Here is a 3217-nt window from a genome sequence, read left to right on the forward strand (position 1 = left end):
GGTCGCTGCTGCCGCGCGAGTAGCCCGGACCCCGGCCTCCCCGGTCGCCGCCGCGCCCGTCCTGCCCGAAGCGGCGGCCCCCGGAGCGGCCCCCCTCGCCCTGGCCTCCCTCGTCGGGCGGGAGGTTCTCCACCGTCCAGTCCCCGAAGTACATCCGCTGCACGGTGATGTTCACCGGGCGCAGGTGCTCGTTGCGGGGGCGTTCCAGGGTGATCACGCGGCGGCCACCGCGCCCACCGCTCTGGGGGCTCTGGCTGCTGGCGGCGGGCCGTCCGCCCCGGTCGCGGTCACGGCCTTCGGGGCCGGACTGGCCCTGCTGCGGTCCCCGCACGGGGCGCGGAGCCGGGCTGGCAGGCTGGGGGTCGTCGAGCGTGAATTTGCGCGGCGCGGCGGTGCTGACCGTTTGCAGCTTCTCGCGCTTCTCGGCCTCGCGGTCCTCGCGGCGCCGGGCGCGGGGGCGGATGGGGTTGCCTTCCATGTCGGTCTCCTGGGTGAAATCGATTTGCCGGGCCAGGGGGTTGACCTGGCTGATGGTCACGGTGACGGAGTCCCCCAGCCGGAAATTCCGGCCATTCGAGCGGCCCCGCAACATCTGCGCGTCCTCGAGGTAGATGTAGTAGTCGTCGTCGAGGTTGGAGATGTGCAGCTTGCCCTCGACGCCGTTGTCGAGCGCCACGAAGAGGCCGCTGGACACCACGCCCGACACGTTCCCGGCAAAGGTCTCGCCGAGGTGCTCCTGCGCCCACTTCGCCTGGTAGTACTTGGTGAGGTCGCGCTCGGCCTCGGACGCGGCCCGCTCGCGCTCGGAGGTGTGCTCGCCCATCGCGGGCAGCTTGGCCCGCAGGTCGTTCACCGCCCGGCTACTCGCCCGCAGCTCGCCCGAGAGCATCCCCTTCAGGACGCGGTGGACCAGCAGGTCGGGGTACCGCCGGATCGGTGAGGTGAAGTGCAGGTACTCGTCAAAGGCGAGCCCGAAGTGCCCGAGGTTCTCGCCCGCGTACTTGGCCTGCTGCATCGAGCGCAGCAGCAGCGTGTTCACCACGCTCTCGCGGGGCGTACCGCGCACGCCCTTGAGAACGGCCTGATACGCCTGCGGGGTGGGTTCCCCGCCGGGGAAGGAGATGCCCAGCCGCGCGATGGCCGCCGTGACCTCCTGGAACTTTTGCAGGGTGGGTTCCTCGTGGATGCGGAAGAGGGCCGGAATCTCGCGTTTCAGCAGTTCGTTGGCCACCACCTTGTTGGCGAGCAGCATCAGGTCCTCGATCATCCCCCGCGCGGTTTCCTCGCGGATGGGAATCAGTTCCATGCGGCCGTCCTTGCCGACGTCCACCTTGACCTCGCGCAGCTTGAAGTCCAGCGACCCCTCGCGCAGCCGCTTCTGGCGCAGCTTGGTCGTGATCTTGAGCAGCAGGTGGAGGTCGCCCTCCAGTTGCCGGGCATGGTCGGGCAGGGTGGCCGTCGCCTCCGAGTAGGCCTGCACCTCGTCGTAGGTCAGCCGCGCCTTGCTCTGAATCACGCTGGGTGCGAGCTGCACCTTCAGGATGTCGCCCTCGGCCGAGAGTTCCACCAGCGCGGTCAGCGTCAGGCGGTCTTCGTAGGGCACCAGGCTGCACACGCCGTTGCTGAGGTGCTCGGGCAGCATGGGCAGCACCCGGCCGGGCAGGTACACGCTCGTCGCGCGGGCGTAGGCTTCCTTGTCCAGCGGGCTGTTGTCGGTGACGTAGTGGCTCACGTCCGCGATGTGGACGCCCACCACGAAGGTGCCTTCGGGGGTGGGCTGGATGTGAATGGCGTCGTCGAAGTCCTTGGCGTCGCGGCCGTCCACCGTGAAGATGTTGAACTCGCGCAGGTCGAGCCGTCCCACCAGCGCTTCTGCGGGAATCTGGGTGGGGACGGCGTCCGCCTGCTCCAGCACGTCTTCGGGGAAGTCGCCGCGCAGCCCGTACTTGACGATCACGGCCTCGGTCTCGGTCTCGGGGTCGTCCTGCTCGCCCAGCACGCGGGTGACCTGCCCGAAGACCTCGTCCTCGCCGGTCCCCTCGGGCCAGAACAGCTCGGCCACGACCCTCGCGCCGCTGTGCAGCTCGTCGATGCCCTGTGGCAGCAGCAGGATGCGGTGCCGGGCGCGGTGGTCGTCGGGCTTGAGGATGGGATGGCCCTTGCTGAACTCCAGCGTGCCCACCAGCTGCTTGTAGGCCCGCTGCACGATGCGGACCACCGAGGCGCGCGGGCTGCCGTCGCCGCGCTGGCCGCGCCGGGGTCCACCGCCGCGTCCGCTGTCGCCCCGGCCTTCCATCCGCACCAGCACGATGTCGCCGTTCCAGGCTTCCATGGTGTGCTCGGCGGCCACGTAGTAGTCCTCGCCGCCGCTGTCCGGCACCACGAAGCCGAAGCCCGCCGCCGACGCCTGAAAGCGTCCGCGTACCAGGTTCATCGCCTCGGGCAGCCCGTAGGTGCGCTTGCGGGTGCGGATCACGTCGCCCGTGCGCGTCAGGTCGTCGAGCAGCGACTCCAAGTCGCGCCAGTCGCCCAGCCGGCCCTGCATCTGCCGGGTAAAGGTGCGCTCCAGATCGCGGACGTGAATGGGCCGCCCCAGCTTGCGCAGCTGCGCCACGACCATCGCGCGGGCGGGGTCGCCGGGTTCTTGGCCCCGCGCCTCCGTCCCGGCGTGGTTCTCCTGCCCGTCTTCCGTCTCGTGCGGCAGGTCGATCAGGGGTTCAGGGGTGTCGGATTGTCCGTCGCCCATCCGGGTGTGGACCGGGGCCGAGTCGGGCGTACCCGGGGCCGGCGTGTCGTCTTCCACCTCGACAGATTCCACACCGCCCAGGACCTCGTCGAGCGGGGCCTCGGCTGCTTCGGGAGCGGGGGCGGCGGCCGACTTCGCCTTGCGCCCGCGCCGGGCCTTGGGCACTTCGAGCAGCACGGGGTCGGTCGGCTCGCTCGCCACGGGCGGGAGCATGTCCGGCTGCGGCTCAGCCGCTTCGGCCACCGGCGTGGCGGTCTTCGTCTTGGGGCCCCGGCGCGGTCTGGCGGGGGCTTCGGCGGGGATGACTGCAGCGGCTTCCGACCCGGCCACCGGGGGCAGGGGGAGGGGTTCGGGGGTGGGTTCGGCCACCGCTGCCGCCCTGGGCTGACGGCCCCGGCGGGCAGGCTTGACGGGGGCCGGGGCCTCCGGCTCGCGCGGTTGGGGAGCGGTCACCGGAGTCTCGGCCATCAC

The 3217-nt window shown here is 71.2% G+C and carries 1 protein-coding gene; it reads right to left on the minus strand.

What is annotated here, in order from left to right:
• Window positions 1–3214, minus strand: a 3214-nt coding sequence (gene rnr, locus QOL99_RS16050; RefSeq protein WP_407650210.1) for a ribonuclease R, incomplete at its 3' end; no start/stop codon positions are given.
• Between the last annotated feature and the right edge of the window lie 3 nt (window positions 3215–3217).

Origin of the sequence: Deinococcus rhizophilus (genome assembly GCF_030271215.1) — a bacterium.
Taxonomy (GTDB): Bacteria; Deinococcota; Deinococci; order Deinococcales; family Deinococcaceae; genus Deinococcus; species Deinococcus rhizophilus.